Source organism: Corynebacterium anserum (assembly GCF_014262665.1).
GTDB classification, from domain to species: Bacteria; Actinomycetota; Actinomycetes; order Mycobacteriales; family Mycobacteriaceae; genus Corynebacterium; species Corynebacterium anserum.
Map to the genome: position 1 here is coordinate 1,197,949 of NZ_CP046883.1, position 21,396 is coordinate 1,219,344.

15 protein-coding genes are annotated in these 21,396 nt (G+C 54.0%); 9 read left to right on the forward strand and 6 right to left on the reverse strand.

The window, feature by feature from the left end; genetic code table 11:
* Positions 1–109: 109 nt before the first annotated feature.
* The 3 genes from GP473_RS05040 to GP473_RS05050 form a co-directional block, all read right to left on the reverse strand.
* Positions 110–535, reverse strand: a complete 426-nt coding sequence (locus tag GP473_RS05040; RefSeq protein ID WP_185769852.1) for a DUF308 domain-containing protein — start codon at positions 533–535, stop codon at positions 110–112.
* 225 nt (positions 536–760) lie between these two features.
* Positions 761–2,470 carry a DEAD/DEAH box helicase gene (locus GP473_RS05045; RefSeq protein WP_186276649.1) on the reverse strand — a complete coding sequence of 570 codons (1,710 nt, stop codon included), beginning with the start codon at positions 2,468–2,470 and terminating at the stop codon, positions 761–763.
* Entirely contained in the window at positions 2,467–2,709 is a 243-nt protein-coding gene (locus GP473_RS05050; RefSeq protein ID WP_185769854.1) for a DUF3039 domain-containing protein, read from the reverse strand. Before GP473_RS05050 ends, GP473_RS05045 begins: the two co-directional genes overlap by 4 nt.
* 26 nt (positions 2,710–2,735) lie before the next feature.
* Between GP473_RS05050 and GP473_RS05055 the strand changes: the two genes are divergently transcribed.
* From GP473_RS05055 to galE, 6 genes are all read left to right on the forward strand, one after another.
* A complete protein-coding gene (locus GP473_RS05055) occupies positions 2,736–3,218 on the forward strand; it encodes a DUF3099 domain-containing protein (protein ID WP_185769855.1) in 483 nt (160 codons plus the stop codon).
* A gap of 87 nt (positions 3,219–3,305) precedes the next feature.
* Entirely contained in the window at positions 3,306–4,925 is a 1,620-nt protein-coding gene (locus GP473_RS05060; protein ID WP_185769856.1) for a N5-glutamine methyltransferase family protein, read from the forward strand.
* On the forward strand, positions 4,926–5,378 hold the full coding sequence (gene dtd / locus GP473_RS05065; protein WP_185769857.1) for a D-aminoacyl-tRNA deacylase: 453 nt from the start codon (positions 4,926–4,928) through the stop codon (positions 5,376–5,378).
* Positions 5,379–5,551: 173 nt separating this feature from the next.
* Positions 5,552–6,577, forward strand: a complete 1,026-nt coding sequence (locus GP473_RS05070) for a sigma-70 family RNA polymerase sigma factor (RefSeq protein ID WP_185769858.1) — start codon at positions 5,552–5,554, stop codon at positions 6,575–6,577.
* 241 nt (positions 6,578–6,818) lie between these two features.
* On the forward strand, positions 6,819–7,535 hold the full coding sequence (locus tag GP473_RS05075; protein ID WP_185769859.1) for an iron-dependent transcriptional repressor DtxR: 717 nt from the start codon (positions 6,819–6,821) through the stop codon (positions 7,533–7,535).
* Between the two features lie 156 nt (positions 7,536–7,691).
* Complete coding sequence (galE, locus tag GP473_RS05080) at positions 7,692–8,708, forward strand: UDP-glucose 4-epimerase GalE (RefSeq protein ID WP_186276650.1); 1,017 nt, start codon at positions 7,692–7,694, stop codon at positions 8,706–8,708.
* On the opposite strand, the gene GP473_RS05085 is transcribed toward galE, so the two are convergent.
* Entirely contained in the window at positions 8,662–9,936 is a 1,275-nt protein-coding gene (locus GP473_RS05085; RefSeq protein WP_185769861.1) for a DUF4192 domain-containing protein, read from the reverse strand. The genes galE and GP473_RS05085 overlap by 47 nt on opposite strands.
* Before the next feature lie 234 nt (positions 9,937–10,170).
* Here GP473_RS05085 and GP473_RS05090 point away from each other — a divergent pair, with 234 nt between their 5' ends.
* On the forward strand, positions 10,171–11,316 hold the full coding sequence (locus tag GP473_RS05090; protein WP_185769862.1) for a PAC2 family protein: 1,146 nt from the start codon (positions 10,171–10,173) through the stop codon (positions 11,314–11,316).
* Between the two features lie 3 nt (positions 11,317–11,319).
* A complete protein-coding gene (locus GP473_RS05095) occupies positions 11,320–13,890 on the forward strand; it encodes a DEAD/DEAH box helicase (RefSeq protein ID WP_186276651.1) in 2,571 nt (856 codons plus the stop codon).
* A 78-nt stretch (positions 13,891–13,968) separates the two neighbouring features.
* Here GP473_RS05095 and GP473_RS05100 read toward each other — a convergent pair whose 3' ends face one another.
* Both GP473_RS05100 and GP473_RS05105 read right to left on the reverse strand, forming a co-directional pair.
* A complete protein-coding gene (locus GP473_RS05100; protein WP_186276652.1) occupies positions 13,969–14,928 on the reverse strand; it encodes a hydrogen peroxide-inducible genes activator in 960 nt (319 codons plus the stop codon).
* Between the two features lie 139 nt (positions 14,929–15,067).
* A complete protein-coding gene (locus GP473_RS05105) occupies positions 15,068–17,170 on the reverse strand; it encodes a neutral/alkaline non-lysosomal ceramidase N-terminal domain-containing protein (RefSeq protein WP_246394693.1) in 2,103 nt (700 codons plus the stop codon).
* Between the two features lie 142 nt (positions 17,171–17,312).
* Between GP473_RS05105 and hrpA the strand changes: the two genes are divergently transcribed.
* Positions 17,313–21,374, forward strand: coding sequence for an ATP-dependent RNA helicase HrpA (gene hrpA / locus GP473_RS05110; protein WP_281381079.1), 4,062 nt, complete (start codon positions 17,313–17,315; stop codon positions 21,372–21,374).
* Positions 21,375–21,396 lie beyond the last annotated feature (22 nt).

Below are 21,396 nucleotides of genomic sequence, written 5' to 3' on the forward strand. Positions count from 1 at the left end.
GCTCCTCTCCACGAAGCCCGGGCGCTGTTTTGTTTCGCTATAGTGTGTACTGGCCTGTGAAAAAAGGTTGTTTTCAACCCTCACGCCTAGTGAGGACACTTTTTACGTGTCACTTCTTCTCTTCGACACACGCACGCAACTCATCGCCGCGGAGAGTCTCGCACCCTTCAGTAGCCTTCACAGCTGCGCTGGTGAAAAAGATTGCTACTCCCATCGCCAGAATGGATAATGCAAGCCCACCCAGGGCATACCCACGTGGGGTGTCATTACGATGTGCACGGACCAGGGCGATGATGCCGACCATAATGCTGATCATTGCAGCAATGATGCCGTAGAAGGGCAAAAGAGTAGCAGGTATGGAAAGAATACCGAACAACAGGGAAACGAGCGATAGCCGACTCAGTGGTTTCCGAGCTGTTGCGAATCTTGGAGATGCCGCAGACTCGCAAGCCTGCTCGCGGCCTCGAGGCGGCATTTTTTGAGAGGCTGCTTTAGAGGCTCGACGCTGATCGGTATAGTCCTTCATTGGTTCCATGGGTGCTTATTATTCATGGCTCCGAAAGCAATTGCCACCATACCGCCGAGCGGCAGTCATCCGTTTTGCAGAGATGGGACGATTGCTCATGACAAGAGGCAGATGTCACTGCGGTTTGACTCAGAAGTATTGCTTGCACCCGGACTCGGCTTGACATCTTCGACCGAGGTTCCTTGAATAACCATTTCTTTCATCATTATTCTCAACAGCATGCCTAGCCTATAACTACCACGCACGCAGAAATTCGATCCGCTTGCGCAGTTGCTCAGCGGTGCACAGGGCAGTTGGCGGACCCCCACATTTAGTGCGCACCTCATTGTGAATCGCACCGTGAGGTCGGCCGGTTCGCGCTGACATCATATTTACCAGTGCATTAAGTTCCTTCCTCAATCTCGGCAATTCTTCGGAGGCCACCCGTTTACCGGAAGCTTGCACTGCCGCCCCTTTTGTCGCGGATCGCTCCGCAGCGTCGCGCAGTTTCTTCTCTTGGGCACGGGCTTCTACCTGAGCCGCTTGACGTTGACGTAAAAGCGTGCGCATTTGTTCCGCATCTAGCAAACCCGGCAAGCCCAAATACTCTTGTTCTTCCTCGGAATTCGCAACACGGGTGCCATAGGTGGACCCGTCGTAGATCAGGGACTCAAGTTCGGCATCTGCTCCTATAGACTCGTATCCGCGATCCTCCGCTGGCTCATTGACCTCCTTATTGGCCTGTTCCAGCAGATGGTCATCCCATCCCTCCTCTGGCCGATCCGGTTTTCCGAGTACGTGGTTGCGCTGTTTTTCTAGCTTCGACGCCAGATCTAATAGCACCGGAACTGAAGGCAAGAACACACTCGCAGACTCGCCTTTTTGACGCGAACGTACAAAACGGCCAATTGCTTGAGCAAAAAATAGTGGCGTCGAGGACGACGTTGCATACACACCGACGGCCAGCCGTGGCACGTCCACGCCTTCAGACACCATACGCACGGCGACCATCCACTCGTCCTGTGACGCGGAGAAGTCTTTAATCCTCTGTGAGGCACCTGCCTCATCGGAGAGAACCACGGTCACTGGCGTGGAACTAATCCGGTTGAGGATCGTAGCGTAGGCACGGGCTGCGGTTTTATCAGTCGCAATGACCAACCCGCCGGCATCAGGAATAGTTTCACGCAACTGTAAAAGGCGAGTATGCGCGGCCTGAAGTACGGAGGGAATCCATTCGCCACGGGGATCGAGTGCCGTACGCCAGGCACGTGCCGTTTGCTCTGCATTAAGCACCTCACCCAACCGTGCCTCGTACTCCTCGCCAGCAGAATCACGCCAACGCGCGTGACCAGAATAGGCCAAGAAGACAACAGGGCGAACTACTCCGTCACGCAACGCTTCGGAGTAGCCATAGGTATAGTCCGCTTTCGACTGCAATCCCCCATCCGTTCCCGGTACTTCTTCGTAGCGGACGAAAGGGATCTGTGCATCATCCGAGCGAAATGGCGTACCGGTGAGAGCCAATCGGCGTTCGGCATGTGCATACGCTAAGCGAACTCCATCTCCCCAGCTCTTTGCGTCGCCCGCGTGGTGGATCTCGTCGAGAATCACCAACGTTTTCTGTGCTGTCGCGACTTGGTAATGCTTTGTGGGTTTCATACCAACCTGTGCATAGGTAACGCACACGCCATCAAAAGCATTGTTGAACGCCGAACTATTGCCGAAATCTGCATCCAACGCGATGCCCTGAGCCGCTGCAGAAAGCGACCACTGTACCTTGAGGTGCTCGGTGGGAACCACAATGACCACGCGCTGCACAACACGTGTTTCCAACAGAAGCCGGGCGACGGTCAAGGCGAATGTCGTCTTGCCGGCGCCCGGCGTGGCTACCGCCAGAAAATCACGTGGTGCGCTGGTCACGTAGAGATCCAGAGCCTCCTGCTGCCACGCACGAAGCCCTTTCACTTCTTCCGCAGCCCCTTGTAAATCTGCTCACAATCTGGACACACAGGAGATCCCGGCTTAGCCTGCTTGGTCACAGGAAATGTTTCACCGCACAGAGCCACGACAAACTTTCCCATGACGGCGGATTCCACTATTTCGTTCTTCTTCACATAATGAAAGAACTTGGGCGTGTCGTCGCTCGTTTTTTCGTCCGTTCGGACATCTGGACGCTCGATAGTTGTTGTGCTCGGGGTACTCACAGCACTCCATATTGCCCCTCGCGTGCATGATTTTCCACCCACGTACTACCGTGGAAGACATGGATGCCGGTAAAACCCGCGTCTCGACATGGCGCTCCCGCCGAAAACGCACGTCAGATGTCGAGCTCATCACCGATGCACGCCAGTCTCCCCTGGAAAACTGGCACAAGCGCCGCAAAGTCTATGCAATACTTCAGATGGCGCGTATTCCCATGCTGGCTCTATCAGGTCTGTTGATGTGGTGGACAGGCAATCTTTGGCTGTCCGCTAGCGTCGCCATCATTAGCCTCCCACTACCGTGGATTGCTGTGCTCTTGGCTAATGAAACAGGCGATTCAGACCCACGAAATCACCACGTGTATAAACCCCAGTTAGTTCGAGAAGCACGCCAACGTGAAGCTATCGCCAGGCAGCAGGGGGAACAGCTCGGCGCTCCTCAACGGCGTGCCTTAGAATCCGCGACCGAACCCGATCACGGGACTCACCCGGACATCATTGATCTCGATTAGGCTCCGGCCTAAACGACACCCCTCCCATCCTTCGAAGGCGCGAAGTCGCCGAAACCCTGCATAACCTTCGATACCCCCAACATTTTTATGAACGCTCTTTCCTCTCCAACCACGCCCCCCTACCCCACGATTGCTCAGCCAGTGCGCGACTTACTACGCGTCTTACGTGCCAAAGGCTACTCATGCGAATTGATTTCGCGCGTTCTTGGCAACCCCGGCATTGCTGCCACAGCGGCTGGTTCTCCCGAGGCTGCGGTCTGGTACGCCACCACTAGTGAAGCTCCATCACGGCACAAAGATATGGTTCTTGCTTTTTACCTGCGCCAACCGTGTCCGCACTCCACCTTCAGTGCTCTCGTAGGAGAAGAGTTAACTCAACAACTCGTTACAGACGGATGTCTCACAGTAGTCGATGACCAAGACGGCGACTCTCCGCACTATTCATGTGCCGTAGACATTCGCCCTATCACTGTCGCCGCTCATGGGGCCCAGGATGTGCTCATAGCCTCCGACCCCGACGCCTCTTTGGAAATAAGCATTCCTCACACCGATCACGTTCCCGGAGTGGGTAATGCTCCTCTTTCCCTACTCAATATGGTTCCGCCGGTCGACGACGACGCACGTATCCTCGATCTAGGGTGTGGCTCTGGAGTACTCAGCCTTGTTCTCGGTGACAGTGCCACAGCTGTTGAGATCACAGGTACCGACATCTCGCCTCGTGCTCTGGAATTTGCCCGGGCTAATTCCTCCGTGGCGTCGAAGAGGGAAAACACATTCACGTGGCGCCGCGGCAGTTGGTTTGAGCCGGTGACTGGGGAAAAATTCGACATGATCGTGGCTAATCCCCCCTTCGTCATTGGCCCACCACGGGTGGAGCATGTTTACAGAGACTCTGGGTTGCCGCTCGACCAAGCAACATCCCTCGTTGTCAGAAATGCCGCCCGTTATCTCAACGACGCCGGAACTGCCCATATCCTCGCTGGGTGGGCCTTAGAGCCGGCCGAAGACGCCGCATCAAGGATAGCCCAGTGGCTGCCCTCCCATGGAGTGCGCGCATGGGTGGTGCAGCGAGAAGAAGTCGATATCGCCACGTATGTCACCACGTGGCTCAACGACGAATCTCTTGACCCACGCAGCCAACAGGGTCGCGCACGAGCAAAGGCATGGATGGACTTTTTTGCGCGCAACGGGGTCACACGTGTCGGGCTTGGGTTTGTGCACCTACAGAAAATTCCCGAGGAACAAACTACTGAACTCACCTTCGAGATCATGGATCACCCCCTGCCAGAAGGAGCATACCTGGGAGCTGAGGTTGGCGAATTCTTTGCCCGGACTGCATGGTTGGACGGTAAGAACTCGGACGAGATATTGAACGAGTGTTACGCCATCCGACCCACCGTCGCTCTAGAGAGGGTCAGCCTTCCCTCAGCCGACGACGTCAGTTCCCACGGCTTTCGCGACCACATCCTCCGACTGGCCCGGACCGACGGGCCAGCATGGACCCATGAAGTTGATGAACCACTCATCTCTGTATTATCGGGTCTCCATCCTGCAGCTCTTCCTCTGTCCGATGTAGTGGACTTGTACTGCACCGTCCACGATGTCGACCGTGACGTTTTTCGCGAGGCCTTAATTCCCCTCATCGTTGATCTCATCCGCCATGGAATGATCATTCCATCGGAACTCATTAGCGAAGGAGTTTCATAAATGAGAGCAGTCGTAAGCACGGTGAGCCATGCGTCAGTGACCGTCGACGGAAAGATCGTCGGGGAGGTCGAAGGGCCGGCTCTTTTAGCCCTCGTGGGCGTCGGAGCCGATGACTCTCCTGAAGCCTGGCGCACTGTTGCTCGTAAAATCGCTGAACTTCGAATACTTCCGGAAAAAGACCAACCATGGGAGTCGACGCGGAATGCTTCAGCAGTAGATGTGGGAGCTTCAGTGTTACTTGTCAGCCAATTTACGTTGATGGGAGCAACCGCGAAGGGACGCCGCCCCTCCTGGTCCGCGGCAGCTCCAGGAGAAGTCGCGTCGGTTTTCATCGACAAGATGGTGGATTATCTCCGCCACCAGGGACTCACCGTCGAGACTGGAATCTTTGGGGCGATGATGAAAGTAGATAGCGTCAACGAAGGCCCCTTTACCGTGATTGTGGAGGCGTAGAACTCGGCATCTACCCCCGATCTCGGGGATCGTGATCCCTGGGAAACACCGCCTCGGAACATTCCGCCGTTATCTCCCGTTGCATAGGTAGATTGCTATTCCAGCATCGTACGTATCGCGTGTACCTAGCGCGAACGTTTTACGCCCCAAGCCTTGAGGAGGGTTTCACGCAAATGAGTGACTCCATGTACGACGACGACACCGTCGATCAGGGCACGAGCGTAACTTTTGACCAAGAAGACGAAGAAAAGTCTGAAGATAAGGGACGCCGCCGCGGCAACAACGAGAATCCTTCAGCCGATCTCGTCCGGGTTTATCTGAACGGTATCGGCAAAACCGCCCTTCTGACTGCAGAGGACGAGGTAGAGCTATCCAAGAGGATTGAGGTTGGTCTCTACGCCAAGCACATTCTCGAAGAAGGTGAGCAACTGACCCGCGCGCGCAAGCGTGACTTGAAGATCCTGGCTCGCGAAGGAAAGGCTGCCCGCACCCACCTTTTGGAAGCTAATCTTCGTTTAGTTGTATCCCTAGCCAAGCGTTATACGGGTCGCGGGATGCCACTGCTGGATCTCATTCAAGAAGGCAACCTTGGCCTCATTCGAGCCATGGAGAAATTTGATTACACCAAGGGTTTCAAGTTTTCTACCTACGCCACGTGGTGGATCCGGCAGGCAATCACCCGCGGTATGGCTGATCAGTCACGCACAATTCGCCTACCAGTCCATCTCGTTGAACAGGTCAATAAACTGTCTCGAATTAAGCGCGAGATGTATCAGCAGCTGGGACGCGAGGCCACTAATGAAGAGCTATCTGAGGAATCCGGCATCGAAGAATCCAAGATCGAGATGTTGCTCAAGCAGTCTCGTGATCCGGTAAGCCTCGATATGCCAGTGGGCTCCGATGAAGAAGCTCCCCTGGGCGATTTCATCGAGGATTCTGAGGCCACCGATGCTGAAGCTGCCGTCGTCGCGTCATTAAGGCACTCTGACGTCCGAGCCGTACTTGGAACTTTAGAGGAACGCGAACAAGACGTGATCAAGCTTCGCTATGGCTTGGATGATGGCATGCCGCGCACCCTTGACCAGATTGGGCGGCGTTTTGGCCTCTCCCGTGAACGAGTTCGTCAGATAGAGCGTGAAGTCATGGCAAAACTCCGCGAGGGTGAACGTGCCGATAAGCTTCGCGAATACGCTGGCTAGAGCCTAGATATTGTCTGGAGAGTGGAGGTAAATGAAAAATACTTCCACTCTTGTTATTTTTTCGAGCACTGGTGCCATTCTTCGATGGTCGAGCGTGTAACGTTATGAAGGACTATCACTCGTTGTCAGTCTCGTGACGGCGAGATGCAACTGCATTGAATGACAACCCAGTGTGGTGGCACCGGTTGACCCCGGGGTCTGGTATTATGCCGCCGCGCTTTCGAGAAAGGGCTGAAGTCCGGTGAAGGATCTCGTTGATACCACTGAGATGTATCTCCGAACCATTTACGAGTTGGAGGAAGAAGGGATTCCTCCGCTACGCGCTCGCATCGCGGAGCGACTCGATCAGTCAGGCCCCACGGTGAGCCAAACCGTGGCACGTATGGAGCGCGACGGACTGTTGTCTATTGCTCGCGATCGCTCCCTTAAGCTTTCTACTGAAGGTCGCGAATTAGCTACGGCTGTCATGCGCAAGCACCGTTTAGCTGAACGTCTCTTGACCGATGTGATCGGTTTGCCATGGGAAAAAGTTCACGATGAGGCCTGCCGATGGGAGCACGTCATGAGCGATGAGGTGGAACGTCGCCTCATTAGCGTGCTTGACAGCTACACAACGTCACCATTCGGAAACCCGATTCCGGGTCTGTCCTCTCTCCTTGAAGACGATCCAAACAAGGATGCACTACTCGAAAAAGCAGGTCATTCTGCGGGTGACAACTTCGTACGCGCTTCTGATGTAGAGACGACTGAGCCAATCGAGGTCAAAGTGCTCAGCATTAATGAAATCGTCCAGGTTGAGCACAAGATTATGGCAAAACTTGCTGCGGTGCAGATCGTACCGGGTGCCGACATTACTCTCACCTTGACCGATGATGGCATCACGTTAACAGGCGATCACGGCGACGTGTCTATACCGGATGAACTTGCTCATGCGATCTGCGTATCCCTGAGCAACTAACCCGTTTGAATGTGTCTTTGAGCTGCTGGCCCGTTCGCACGTAGTTCTTAGTCAACAAACGGGATTATTCCTCAGAAACGGGATTATTCCTCAGCCGTGAATGACGAGCCCCTCTGCCGCCGCATTTAGTCCTTATAGGAAGGAATTTTTTGAGCCATGTCTGAATCCACATCTCTTCTTCCAGGTGCTCATGTACTAGTCACCGGCGCAGCAGGTTATGTCGGCAGTGTGTGCGCAACCGTGTTACTAGAACAGGGCTACAAAGTCACAGTCGTGGATAATCTCAGTACGGGTAATCGCGACGCTGTTCCCGCAGGTGCAACCTTCGTCGAAGGGGATATTCGTGATCTAGCAGATGATGTGCTCAAAGATTCTGACGTTAGCGCCGTCTTTCATTTCGCTGCTCGCTCATTAGTTGGCGAGTCGGTCGAAGATCCTGCTGCCTATTGGCACCACAATGTTGTGACATCTCTGGAGCTGCTCGATGCGATGCGCAAATACGGCGTCAATAACCTGGTATTCTCTTCGACCGCTGCGTGCTATGGCGAACCCGAACAGGTTCCCATCACCGAAGATATGCCCACCGCTCCTACCAACCCCTATGGCGCCTCCAAGTTAGCCATTGACAACATCATCACCAGCTACGCCCATGCTTACGGGCTTGGCGCTACCAGCTTGCGTTACTTCAACGTTGCTGGAGCTTATGGTTCCGTCGGCGAAAACCGTGAAATCGAAACCCACCTAATCCCCCTGGTACTGCAGGTAGCGCTTGGGCACCGTGAATCCATCGCCATGTTTGGTACAGATTGGCCTACTGACGATGGCACCGCAGTCCGTGATTACATCCATATTCGTGATCTCGCCGATGCTCATCTTCTTGCAGCTACGTCCAATACGCCGGGGAGTCACCGCATCTTTAATTTGGGTAGTGGCGATGGTTTTAGTGTGAAACAGGTAGTTGAGACGTGTCGTGAAATCACGGGACACCCTATCCCAGCAATTGAAGCACCCCGCCGTGCTGGCGATCCGGCTGTCCTCATTGCCTCGTCGCAAAAAGCCATAGACGAATTGGGCTGGAATCCAATTCGCTCGGATCTAAGGACAATTGTGAGCGACGCCTGGGAGTTCACAAGTGCTTTGGGTGAGAAGGCTCACTCTGCGAGGAATCGTTAAAGCGGCTCCAGTCAACCACGTCTTCTACGAGAGCTAATAAACGGTCATACCTCGTACGAAACTCTGTGGAGGCCTCATCAATACCGCCACCCAGTTCCTCTAGGTAGTTGTCGGCATCTGCCTCCGGCCAAGACAAGGTCCAATTCATCAACCAATATAGGCCGTTGGTCGCCATTGATTCGACTGTGCGCATACTGTGTCCGCTCAGATGTGCGTGCCACAAGTGCGCCACCATCAGCTTGTTCAATTCATCAACATAACCGCCTCGGGAACAAGGGTGTTCCAATTCCGTGACGACATTCCGCAACGCATAAAAAGAGAGCATGCCTTCATGGTTGGCACTTAGTACCGCGGCCAACATAATAAGTACGCGGCGCCGTGTTTCTCCTCGAAGGAGTCGCGCCGCTTCAGCGAGCAGATCCCTCATTATTGGTGCTTTGTCTCCCATTGCCATCGTCACCAGGAGCGAGTGCAATCTTTCGCAACGCGCAACGCATACGATCGCGCGCAACAACCGCCGATCAGCAATCACGGCTTCCAAACGCTCGGCACCATTAGCTACTAATTTCATGCTGTGGGCAAGGAAGATCACATCGTTTAACAGCGCAATATTTTCTGTAACGTCATGGGCGGCGTCAACGTAACGCCGAGGTCTGAGACTCGGGCGCGTAGTGTCTATCGCCAACCATTCGACCAACTCTTGTTGATCCCGCATGGTCTTTGCACCGTGCAGTGTGCTCAAGTCGCGTACGGGATTAGTTTCTACCGAAGCCACCTCGCCTATCTCTTCGGTATCGATGTCCACCCATCTCGCTCCAGTGTTCAGGGCCTCGATCCACCAGACGTTGATGACCGTCATACCGCGATCTTCTAAATCATCAACAATGTCGTAGAGGTATCCTTCAATTTCTTCACGTTCGTCATGAACGCCGTAGACCAACGCCTGGCGCGGAGAATGCCCAGCGAGTGCATCGTCAAAGGTCTCCAGTGCTGAATCAAAACTCCACGGCTCAATATCCAGACGTACCACCGGACCAATCCGCAATCGATGCGGTTCTACTGAATCTGGAATGATTCCGATGATGATAATGGATCTTTCAGGAACAAAACCCATCATGCTCGGAAGTGCGGCCATCAGTTCACCCGGACGTGCACCCAACTTAATAGGCACGGGTGGAATAGTCTCAGCATGTGGCGTGTTATCGGTAGTGTTGTGTGAATCATTCATGACAAGACAGTGCCAAATCGACCGTGATACGCAGCTGTCTTTGACAGGGATAAAGACTCCAAAAGTCCAAGAGGCTGTGGAGAACTTGGCACCTGTGTATAACTGTTTTCTTTCCGTTGTACCTCATCTGACCTGCTGCTTATTCCCACCCTTTCATGCAGTAGGCCAGCGCAAAGTCTGAAGAAAGAACTGGTAGTCTAAACCAACAGCGTTTGAGTGAAGGGAGCGCCATATATGACTAACAATGACCGCCCATCAAACGACCGCACCTATTCTCCAAAGCCCCGCCGTAACGCAATGTACGAGCTCGAGTACCCTACGCCTATGCGTTCCGAAGAGAGCGTCGAGCCTTTACCTATGCTCGTTGCTCTGCAAGGCTACGCTGACGCGGGTCAGGCGATAGCGAACGCTTCCACTCACCTGCTCCAAGCGCTTGATCACAGTCCTGTTGCTTCCTTCAAGGTGGACGAACTTATCGATTACCGATCACGCCGCCCAGGTGTGACGATCAATCATTCTCGAGTCGTTCATCGCGAAAATATGGAGCTGACTCTCTACCTGCTAAAGGACATTTCTGATCGACCTTTTTTGCTGCTCAGCGGCCCTGAACCCGACCTGAAATGGGAGGCCTTCAGCGATGCAGTTGTCGAACTGGCACAACGTACTGGTGTGGAACGCGTAGTTACTTTGTACTCCGCTCCGATGACAGTTCCGCATACACGTCCGCTAGTCATCAGCGCGCATGCCTCAGATAATGCCTTGATCAAAGATTTCCATACATGGGATAGCCGCATGATCATTCCAGGTGCAGCGGCTTTGGATACTGAATACAAGCTCGACAAGCATGGGATTGAGACCATCGGGATGACCGCACACGTGCCGCATTACATCGCTGCGTCAGATTATCCTGAAGCGACCTACGCGCTGCTCAAAGCCGCTGGCACCCTCACTGGGCTCGATATACCGCTCGGTGCTCTCGAATCCGATATCGACCGCATTAAGCGTCAGCTGGAAGAACAAGTCAGCGAATCGCAAGAAATATCCGCTGTAGTCGCCGCGTTAGAGCGCCAATATGATGCCGAAGCGGAACAAATGCGTCGTCGCAAAGAAAATAACCTTCTGGAACCAGGTCAACAGATCCCTACGGGTGAAGAACTCGGAGCCGAGTTTGAAGCGTTCCTAGCCGATCTATCAAAGGTCGACTCATCCGAGGACGCAATCAACCTGTCGGACGAGCAGACAGACCGTCAGCCGCAGAATGATCGGCCAGCAGACCCACAATCTCAGGAGAACCACCCCGGGGACTACTCCCGCGAAGACGGGGAACAAACCCATCACGGTAAAAGCAACGACGCCGACGATGCAACGGACGGACAGTAGATAGTGGCAGCAGTAGCCGATCTTGCCCAGTTCTTACCCGATCTCGACAATGTACCTGCTAGCCTTCTCGACGACGCTATTCTCGAATCGTTTATGAGATGGACGAAAGATCGCGAGATCACGCTGTATCCTGCGCAAGAGGAAGCAGCCACAGCGCTTGTAGCATCGGATAATGTCATCCTCGCTACGCCGACCGGATCCGGGAAATCCATGGTGGCCATCGCAGCACATTTTACGGCTATGGCACGTGGGCAACGCAGCTTCTACACCGCGCCAATCAAGGCCTTGGTCAGCGAAAAGTTTTTCGATCTCTGCCAGATTTTCGGACCCGATAACGTCGGCATGATGACTGGAGACGCCACAGTTAACGGCAACGCGCCCATCATCTGCGCGACAGCTGAGATCGTCGCAAATATCGCACTGCGTGATGGTTCCCATGCCTCCATCGACCAAATAGTGATGGATGAGTTCCACTACTACTCCGAACCAGACCGCGGATGGGCTTGGCAAGTGCCCCTATTGGAATTGCCGCATTGTCAGTTCCTATTGATGAGCGCCACACTTGGCGATACTCAATGGCTGCAGGATGACCTGAGCAGGCGCACCGGGCGGGATACCACCTTTGTGACAGGCTCCGTGCGCCCGGTGCCTCTCGATTTCCACTATGTCTACACGCCAGTTCACGAAACAGTCGAAGAACTTCTGGCTGATGGCAAAGCTCCCATTTACGTTGTGCACTTCACCCAGCGTGAAGCTGCAGAGCGCGCACAAGCGTTGACTAGTCTCTCGCTTGTCGATAATAAACAGAAAGCACTCATCGTGGAAGCGCTCGGTGATTTTCGTTTCACTAGTGCATTCGGAAAAGTGCTTTCCAAACTGCTACGCCGAGGAATCGGAGTGCACCAAGCAGGGATGTTGCCGAAATATCGCCGCTTGGTCGAGAGACTTTCCCAACAAGGACTGCTGAAGGTCATCTGTGGAACGGATACCCTGGGAGTGGGGATTAACGTTCCGATTCGCACGGTGCTTTTTACTGGTTTAACCAAATATGACGGGGTTCGTCACCGAGTGTTGAAATCGCGTGAATTCCATCAAATCGCTGGGAGAGCTGGACGAGCTGGCTACGACACCGAAGGCACCGTAGTAGTTCAGGCGCCGGAACACGAAATAGAGAACTACCGTCTGCGCCAGCGGGCCGGTTCCGACCCGAAAAAACTAAAGAAACTGCGGAAAAAATCGGCGCCTGACGGCCGCGCCACATGGTCTGAAAAAACTTTCAACCGGCTGACAACCGCCGAACCCGAAGAACTCGTCAGTCAATTCCGCATGACAAATTCCATGCTGCTTAACATTATCGCTCGTGATGAGTGGACTTTTGGGGCATTAAAGCACCTCATCCGGTGCAGCCACGATACTCGGTCGCGGCAGAACAAGGCGGTCCATCGGACCATTGAACTCTACCGGGGTCTCGTGAATGCCCAGGTGGTCGAAGAGTACGAAGACGCATCCACGCCATCAGGCAAGAATGCGCGCTTAACACACGACATGCCAAGGGACTTCGCTCTCAACCAACCCCTATCCCCTTTCGCGCTGGCTGCCCTAGACTTGTTGGACCCAGATTCCGATACGTACAGCTTGGACATCATTAGCGTGTTCGAAGCAGTAGTGGAGGATCCACGCCAGATACTTTTTGCTCAACAAAAGGCCGCCCGATCAGAAGAACTTGCCGCGTTGAAAGCCGAGGGGGTGGACTATACCGAACGCATGGCAATTCTTGAGGAAGTTATGTGGCCTCAACCTCTTGACGAATTGCTGGCGGAAGCATTTGAGACATTTTGCCAAGGTAACCCGTGGGCTAAGGATTTTGATATCAGTCCCAAGTCCGTTCTTCGGGATATGATCGAGAAAGCGATGACTTTCTCCGACCTCGTGGCAACCTATGGGCTAGCGCGTTCTGAAGGGGTTGTTCTTCGATATCTCAGCGATGTATGGAGAACACTGGATCATTCTGTCCCAGCTGAACATCGCACTGAGGAGTTAGAAGACATCATCGTCTGGCTGGGCGAACTTATCCGGCAGGTGGATTCCTCTCTTCTCGATGAGTGGGCTCAAATGGGAGATGAAGACTCCCCCATCACGCAACAACAAGTCGCCGAACACGCGTTTGGCGTTGAGGATCCATCCGCTCTGTCCAGCAACCCTCGTGCGCTTATGCGTATGGTGCGCAATTACTTTTTCCGTCGCGTCGAGCTTTTCGCCTTTGAGAAAGAAGCTGAGCTCGAGGAGTTGGATGCGTACCTCGAGTCACCACCAGACTGGCCTACTGCAATGGACGATTATTTTGACGAGTATTCCGACATAGGCCTCGATGCTGGGGCACGCGCCGCGCATATGATTCGGATCCAACAGAAGCAGGGTTGGGATGGTCCCGACGCCAACCTCTGGTCCGTTCGGCAGATGCTCGATGATCCGGAAGGTGACCATGGATGGGCGTTTGAAGGCGAAGTTGACCTTGCCGCTACTGATGAGCACGGCGAAGTTCGTCTCAAACGATTCCGTATTGTTCAAGGCTAGGGTTTCTGTTCACAGCACGCGTCGAAGTGCCCTAGTGTTAGGAGTTCTTGTTCACAAGTCCGGAAATCAGCCTCGCTCCTAACGCGAAGCGAGAACCCTTCGACCTTGTTCAGCTGCGACGTGATAGGAACCGGCGATCATCTCTCCGAGCGAAGCATAGTCCTCAGTCCGCGTGGAACTTGATCGGTATGTCAAGCTAATGGTTCGACCGGCCTGGGACGCCCCTTCAGCAAAAGTAGCCAATGCAATACCATCACGTTGGCATTCCGTGGCCACTGCACTGAGTGGAACAAGGGTACCACCGATACCAGCGGCCACTAATTGCATAACGGTTGGAAGGCTCGCAGCACGGGTCATAGAGCGGCGCGGATCTTTTGCCATATCCACAGTGCGGCACAAATCTAATACTTGGTCACGCAGACAATGTCCATCATCGAGCAACAGCATATCCACGGAAACGAGATCCTCCATGACGAGGTCACGGCGACCGGCGAGAGAGTTATCATGCGGAACAACCAGTACAAACTCCTCGGTGTAGAGGTCGACGCTGTGCAGACCCGTAGTTTCCGTGGATTTACCAATCACCGCTACATCGATCTTGCCTTGCCTGAGAGACTCTATGAGATGCGGTGTCATCTCTTCCACAATGCACGGCGATAGTTCAGGAACCATCGCCGTGGTCGATTGGAGGAAATCCGGCAAGATATACGGGGCTACAGTGGGAATCATCCCGATGGACAGAGTTCCTACAAGGCCCCCGTTCGCGCCTTGGGCATGCGATACGAAAGCCTCGAGACTTTCCAGGGTTGTTTGTGCATAGGGAAGCAATGTCCGCCCGATTGGCGTGATGATGACATTGCGCGTCGATCGTTCAACCAATTGCACTCCGAGCCCACTTTCCAATGCCGCAAGAGCCTGTGAGAGGGAGGGCTGCGAAATACCCAAATGATTAGCGGCTGCGCCAAAATGCCCGAATTCGGCAATGGTGGCGAAGGTACGGAGCTGAGCAATTGTTGGACGAGAGTCTTTTTGAACCACGTGTGGAAGGCTACCTTAGTCTCAACTGAAAATTTATTTAGCGGTCTGGCGACCTTTCTGCCACGAAAAACTCGTGACATGGGGACCGAAAAAACGCGGTTTCCTCGACAGGAAAACGCCTATTACTACTTCCGGCTTATTACAGCACTTGAACAGTTGACACCGCCTCAAACTCGTCAAGGTGACCGAACATCGTGCGCGAATCACCCTTATAACGCAACGTATAGGTGCCAGGGTCATAACCTGTAGAGTTCCAGTCGAGTGTGACCGTCGTCTGCCCCATATTGTTCGCGAAAGTAATTAAGGTTGATTCAGAAGAATCATTGGCCACAACAGTACCGTCACTCTTTTCCACAGTGAAATAACCTTCACCCAACCGCAGATTATTGTTTGGATTGGCACCGACAAGTTTGACGGTTACGGTCTCCCCGGCTGTCACAGTTGAAGGGGCTTCGAGAATATCCCCAAACTTCTTACCCGGCGGCGGGAAATCTGCCCACGTATTGCCTGATGGTGATTGTGGAATCATACCCGTGAGATCGCCCGCTGGCTTGCCATGATCCACCGGATCACCATTTTTCAGCGCTCGCGCGAGCCCATCGAACACCTGTTGAAAAGCAGGGAGCTCATTTCGACCGAAAATGGTAGCGCCACCCTCATAGTTCTGAGTGCTGTATTCCTCCGGGGTCGCAACGTAGTGGCCATATCCGTTCGTATAGCCCTGCGAAACTACAGAATCCAATGAAACGTTAAGGGCCTCTGCGACAACTCGGCGCAAACGCAAACCCGAAGTGATGGTTGCCTCAAAACCATGGGAAATCAGGGTAAGCCCACCGATGCGGTGAATGTAAAAAGGGTGTACCTGCTGAATCATTCCTTCTACGTATCCCAGCGGCAGCAGCATCTCTTTGGGAGCATGAATGGCCATGATTTCGGGCGGAACCGTGACTTTGTTCAATGCCTGAACCCACGGAGTTCCCCCGCGCATCCCTTCATTGAAACCCAACATAGGTTCGCCGCCGCCATCTTCTTGAGAAGAGGCAGCAAAGGCGGCGCCCAAAATGGCGGGGCCGGTTTTTCCAGGTTTGCCGTCGGAGGTCCATTTGGCGTCGACTTGAATATTTGAGCAATCAACCCATTGAAATGTGCCACGCACCTGATTTCCAGCAGTCACTTCAACAGTATCTGAGCCGTCGACTGCCGCCATAATGCGCTCTCCCATGATCCGGGCATGGCTGGTGTCATCCTTACCTGGGCCACTGCCCGGGGTAAGACCTAGATTCGGAGTCTGATCTCCTGGAGAAGCCTGTGCGAAAGCAGCAACATAAGGGGCGCTTTCTGGATGGCGGTGGTCCACTCCCATTGCTTCTTCGGTGGCCCACGCCGCGTAACCCTTGTTGTCGGTTCCGATATGTCGATAGGTGTGCCCCATGCTTGTGGCATGCACGGAAAACCAGTTGATGAATCCTACTGACTGACCCTCGCGAAAAATGTGGAGGGTGATGGAGTTGCGGTCGATACCGTCGGGATTAGCATCCCGATCCTTTTGTGGGTTCTTTTCCCATGCTGCCTTGGAACGGTTCACAGACCCTCCGACCACCTGGCCTTTCGTGAGAGTCAATTCCGAGGGGGCTATATCTTCATGAGCCCGCACAATCGCATTAACGATTCCCTGCACGTTTGCCTCGAACGTCACTGGTCGGAACCCTAAAGTGGTGAGGTCTACCATCAGATGACCGGAAGTTCCACCGGGTGCCACATGGGTATGGGTAGCAGAAATGAGCACGTTGTGCGCCCCATAAAGATCGCCATACTTAGCCTTCAGTCGACGCACTACTTCGAGGAAAATGGATTGAAACATCAAACCGATGTCTGCAATCACCTCGACCACGCGTTCGTTGGTTGCCGGATCAACGAAGATAAAAGCACGTGCGTATTGCCGACGCTGTAGACCGATGGAGGACTGCTCCAGTACCGCGTAGCCATTCATGCCTGCACCCCACGGTTCGCCGGTCATGTCACCGAGGCCGCGACCCACGCTGATCGAACCGACCGTAGCTGCGCCAGCCCTTTCCGCGCCTGAGGATGCCCAAAGCACGGTGCCAGTGACTGCAGCCATCCCGCTAAAGAAGCGACGGCGCGTTATGGGTGAATTGAAAACACTCCCGTTGTCGGGCAAGGCCTCGGCCGAAGCACAGCTGCACGGTGCTGTGGTGTCTTCCATCTGTGACGTCGTACCCATGATCACTTCGCTTCCTCTTCAGGCATAGGTTGAATTCATAGGGGCTTATCGATAAGTCGATGATGCAGCTCATCATAAATCGAGTGATGACTCATTCGTGCCAGAATCATGAATTTTCTTTCTACTTGTTAGACTCTTGAAAGTGAGTTCCCCAGACCAAGACAACCACCACCCAGCACGCCCAACGTCTCGCACACGCAAGCCACGTCATCAGCGTAGGTCGGGGAAGAAGCATCTCCCGCGTGTTGTGCGGCACTTTGGTTCCATGGCATTTCCAGAGCATTTGCCGGTGAGCGAACGCCGCGCTGACATCATGAAGGCTATCCAGGACAATCAGGTTGTCATCATTGCCGGCGAAACGGGCTCGGGTAAAACAACACAGATTCCTAAAATGTGCGTGGAGTTAGGCCGCGGTCGTAACCAAATGATCGGCCACACTCAGCCGCGACGCATTGCCGCTCGCAGCGTGGCCGAACGTATCGCCGAGGAAATGGGGCACTCTATTGGGGACGCCGACTCCCCCGTCGGTTACAAGATCCGATTTGATGACACCGTCAGCAGATCCACTGCCATCAAGTTGATGACTGATGGTGTTCTTCTCAATGAAATCCAACGTGATCGTTATCTTCGCGCGTATGACACGATCATCGTGGATGAAGCACACGAGCGCAGCCTCAATATCGACTTCCTCCTCGGTTATATCAAACAGCTCTTACCTAAGCGGCCTGATCTCAAAGTCATCATTACCTCTGCGACAATCAATCCCGAAGCCTTCGCCGAACACTTCTCCGATGATGCCGGTAACCCAGCTCCGATTATCGAGGTATCCGGACGAACCTACCCGGTAGAGATACGCTATCGCCCTCTAGTCAAAGAACAGCTCAACGAGGAAACGGGCGAGGTAACTCGTACCGAGACTGATCCTCTCGATGGCCTCGTCGCAGCGTGTGCAGAACTCATGGCTCATGGACCTGGAGACATTCTCTGTTTCTTCTCAGGTGAACGCGAGATCAGGGACGCAGCCGATGCACTTTCGTCCGTTGTCAGTTCCGCCGGGCACGAACCGATCGATATCCTTCCTCTCTACGGCCGACTGTCTAATGCCGAGCAACATAGAGTTTTCTCGCCGGGTGGAAGGCGCCGCATCGTACTAGCTACTAACATTGCAGAAACCTCGCTCACTGTTCCAGGCATCCACTACGTGGTGGATACTGGCTACGCGCGTATCTCACGCTACTCTCACCGTACGAAGGTCCAGCGGCTGCCCGTTGAGGAAATTTCTCAAGCTAGTGCTACTCAGCGCTCGGGTCGTTGTGGCCGTACCGCCAACGGCATCGCCATACGTCTTTATTCTGAAGCAAATTTCCTAACTCGCCCCGAATTCACTGATCCCGAGATTCTTCGCACGCACCTCGCCTCTGTCATCTTGTCGATGGCGGCCTTAGGGCTGGGAGACATAGAGCAATTCCCTTTTCTCCAAGAGCCTGACAATAAATCTATTCGAGATGGCATCATGCTCCTCCAGGAGCTCGGCGCACTCACAGTCCCGGCGTCGGGCAAGTCGGAGAAAAAGAAGATGGGAACTCAGAAAGGAGGTTTTACTTACCACAATGCGCAATTGACTCAGATCGGCCGAGATATCGCGCAAATTCCCACTGATCCTCGCCTCGCGCGCATGCTCGAAGCAGCACATCGCAACGATGTACTCGAACATGTTGCAGTCATAGTCGCGGCTCTCAGCATCCAAGACGTGCGGGAACGACCACTAGAACAGCAAGCTCGAGCAGATCAGCTCCACGCCCGTTTCAACGCAGATTCTGACTTCATCAGCCTGCTGACACTGTGGAATTATCTCCAGACTCAACGGCGCGAGCTCTCCGGCAACCAATTCAGAAAGCTGTGCCATAACGAATACATTCACTACATGCGTGCCCGTGAATGGATGGATCTTGTGCGACAGTTGCTCAACGTAATTCAAGATCTCCACTGGCACATACCTAATATCAGCCATGTACGAGAGCTGACTTTTCAGGAGGACTCCTACAGCGAAGATGCGATACACAAATCCATTCTGACGGGTCTGCTCACTCATGTAGGTATGAGGGAAGGTAACACCAAACAATTTACCGGTACTCGTAACTCACACTTCCTCGTACATCCTGGCTCCCACCTCGCCAAGAAACCGCCCCAATGGATCATGGCAGCTGAGCTTGTGGAAACATCCCAGGTGTTTGCTCGTACCGTGGGGCCGATTGATCCAGCGTGGATCGAGGATATTGCACCGCACATGGTCAAGTATGTGCATTCTGAGCCTCACTGGTCGTCCAAACGGGGTGCGGCTATGGTGCATGAGAAGGTATTGATGCTAGGTCTGCCGCTGATAGCGGACCGCCGCGTCAACCTGGGTCGTATAGATAGGCAATTGGCACGCGAGCTGTTCATCCGGCACGCTCTTGTAGAGGGAGACTGGACCACACGGCATCATTTCTTCAGCCGTAACCACACATTATTGGAACAAGCCACTCAATTAGAGGATAAAGCCCGCCGACGGGACATCATCGTTGATGACGAGACCCTCTTTAGCTTTTATGACAACCGCTTACCGGCTAGCATCGTGTCCGCGCGCCACTTTGACTCATGGTGGAAGAAAGCACGTCATAAGACACCCGACCTTCTGGACTTTGACCCAGATCATTTGATTGATTCTGCGGAAGGTGCAGCTGCAGCCGATGCGTTTCCTGATGTGTGGCACCAAGGATCACTGCAATTTGATCTCACCTACGTGTTCCAACCCGGTGATGCGAATGATGGCATAACCATGCGTGTTCCCCTTCCCCTGTTGGCAAATGTCGATCCACAGCACACGCAGTGGCTCGTAGCTGGTCTACGCCACGACTTGTGTGTGGCTCTCATTAAGAGCCTCCCGAAGCCTCTTCGACGCACGGTGGTGCCGGCGACCGATTTTGCGCGCACAGCACTGGAACGCATGGTTCCCTTCGATGGCCCTATTGACGAAGCGTTAGCTGGTGCATTGCGTTGTTTGGGCGGGACGGGGATACAGGCGGATGATTTCGATTGGTCACGAGTCCCAGACCATCTTCGGATGAATGTGGCAGCGATTGACCGCCGAGGAAAAGTGGTGGACAAAGATCGTGATCTCGAAGCTCTACAAAGCAGACTGGCCGGCCAGATCACGCGTGCGATTGCACAAGCCTCGGCCCGGTCATTCAGCTCTTCCGAGCTTTCTCAGCCCAACCCTCATGATGCGGCAAACCACAGCAGCATGAAGAAGCACACCGGTAAAACTTCGCGTCCCCGAACGGGAGGTGCCACTACCGGTGGTGTTCTTGCTCGGTCCGAGCAGTGGGATGTAGACGGTATTGGGGTGGTACCGGAAACTGTGGAAACTATTGTCGATGGCCAGTCCGTTGAAGCGTTTCCGGCCGTAGTGAGCGAAGATGGCGGGGTGGTGTTACGTGCTTTTCCGACGCTACAAGCAGCTACTGCCCAGCAATTCAAAACTGTTCATGGACTAATGATGGCGGCGGTTAATCCATCGCCAGCACAGATGGTCAAGGGGTTACCGTTGAGGCAGCGCGTGGCTCTCGAAAACTACCCGCACGGTGGGTTGAATGCCCTAGTGCAGGACATCACCGCTGCAGTGTGTAGTGATAGGCTCCGCGCCGTTGGAGCAGTTATTCGTGATCCTCAGAGATGTAACGAGGTAGTAGATAGCGCGCGACGTGAGGGTGCCTCGTGGGTACGCCGTGGTGTTGTAGAGATCGCCCCTGCCGTACTTGCCGTTACTGATATGTCTGAGGAGTTGAAGGGATGGACGGGTGACGTGATCGATGAGATGAATGAACAGTTGGATTTTTATTTGGGCAATCATGCTGTGGCTCGGCATGGTGTGGCTCAGCTCAAGCATGTGCCTCGTTATGTGCGAGCTATGAAAGCTCGATTGGAACTTATGGATAGCGATCCAGACCGCGAGGAAAACCTAGATGCGCTTGTTCACAGCGCTCTGCAGGATTATCAGGCCACCATCGACCGTCTACCGCGTAACCGCGTCGCATCGCCACAGCTCAAGGAAGTGAGGTGGATGATCGAGGAGCTGCGTGTGAGTTTGTTTGCTCAGAACTTGGGTACGGCGCGTTCGGTATCAGTGCCGCGCATCCGAAAGGCATTAGCGAAGATCCACTAGCAGCACTCCGCCAGGGCATACG